The 1,572-nt window shown below is 67.0% G+C and carries 2 protein-coding genes and 1 pseudogene; 2 read left to right on the top strand and 1 reads right to left on the bottom strand.

The window, feature by feature from the left end:
• Positions 1–227 (top strand): annotated as a pseudogene (locus WAO18_RS16735) (acyl-CoA thioesterase II); the annotation flags it as partial.
• Positions 224–820, top strand: a complete 597-nt coding sequence (pdxT, locus tag WAO18_RS16730) for a pyridoxal 5'-phosphate synthase glutaminase subunit PdxT (protein WP_422207368.1) — start codon at positions 224–226, stop codon at positions 818–820. The pseudogene WAO18_RS16735 and the gene pdxT, both read left to right, overlap by 4 nt.
• Here the strand turns inward: pdxT and WAO18_RS16725 are convergent.
• The coding region (locus WAO18_RS16725) for an oxygenase MpaB family protein (protein WP_422207367.1) at positions 804–1,572 on the bottom strand (769 nt) is incomplete at its 5' end. The genes pdxT and WAO18_RS16725 overlap by 17 nt on opposite strands.

The raw sequence follows: 1,572 nt of genomic DNA, 5'->3' as shown, positions 1-1,572 counted from the left end.
TAACCCACCTCGACGAGCGTGAACACCTGCAGGTGGCCTCGCTCGACCATGCGATGTGGTTCATGCGCGTCTTCCGCGCCGACGAGTGGCTCCTCTACGACCAGTCCTCACCGTCGGCCTGCGGCGGCCGCTCGCTGTGTCAGGGCAAGATCTTCAACCAGTACGGCGAAATGGTCGCCGCCGTCATGCAGGAGGGGCTGACTCGCTTCCCGAGCGAGCACCGGTGAGCGCCGTGCGGATCGGGGTGTTGGCGCTGCAGGGCGACGTTCGCGAACACCTTGCGGCACTGCGTGATTCAGGGGTCGCTCCGGTGCCGGTGCGGCGCTCTGATGAGTTGGACGGCATTGACGGGCTGGTGATTCCCGGTGGGGAGTCCACCACGATGACTCATCTGCTGCGCGAGCTCGATTTGCTGGAGCCATTGCGGGCGCGGTTGACTTCCGGGCTCCCGGCGTACGGCGCGTGCGCGGGGATGATCCTGCTTGCCAGCGAGATTCTGGACGCCGGAGCTGTTGGGCGGGAAGCGATTCCATTGTGTGCTATTGATATCACTGTGCGGCGCAACGCGTTTGGACGCCAAGTCGACTCATTCGAAGGCGATATCGCGTTTGACGGCTTCGAAGAGCCGGTGCATGCAGTGTTCATCCGCGCCCCGTGGGTGGAGCGAGTCGGTGCGGATGTGCAGGTGCTGGCGTCGGCGGCCGGGCATCCGGTCGCGGTGCGTCAGGGCGCGGTGCTGGCCACAGCGTTTCACCCAGAGGTGACGGGGGACAGGCGGATTCACCAGTTGTTCGTCGATATGGTCAGCGGTCGACGCTGACGGCGCCGGGGGCAGGCAGCGCCCACCGGATGCCGCCCACCAGCACGCGGCCGATGCCGCGCACCACCGTGACTTCGACGGGCGGAAAGTACGGCAGCAGCAGCGGTACCCGGGCCCACAACGGCAACATCGACACCGCAGAAGCGGACAGCACGCCATACGGGGCCCGCGCGGCCAACGACAGCGGCGGCGTCAACAGCAGGAATCGGGCTGCGTCACGCGCGGCCGCCGTACTGCGCAATTCCGGACGGAAAGCGCTGAGTCGTTGCGCCAGAGCACGTTCGGAGCGCGGTGGGTCGACCACGCCGAGTCTGGCCGCGATCTCGGCCATGTCGGCGACGTATGCGTCGCGACCGGCCTGGTCCAGCGGGGTCGCGCCGTAAAGCTGGTGGGCCCGCAGAAAGCTATCGGCTTCAGCGATGTGTACCCACTCCAACAAGTGCGGATCGGTGGCCGTGTACGTCCTGCCGTCGGCCGCCACGCCGTGTACCCGCCGATGGATTCCACGCACGCGATCAACGGCTCGTTGAGCGTCGGCCGCGGAACCGAATGTCGTCTCGGCCAAAAACGTGCTGGTTCGCTGCAATCGACCCCACGGGTCGTCGCGATAGTTGGAGTGCTCGGCTACCCCGGCCATGGCCAATGGATGCAGCGACTGCAACAGCAGGGCCCGCAGCCCGCCGACGAACATCGAGGCGTCGGCGTGCACCCGGCGGATCGGGCGGTATTCGGCAAACCAGCGAGGCCCCGGC

It is taken from the genome of Mycobacterium sp. (assembly GCF_049278535.1).
In the GTDB taxonomy this organism is placed as follows: domain Bacteria; phylum Actinomycetota; class Actinomycetes; order Mycobacteriales; family Mycobacteriaceae; genus Mycobacterium.
The sequence above is the reverse complement of the archived record's forward strand: the minus strand, read 5'-3'. Positions and strand labels throughout refer to the sequence as shown.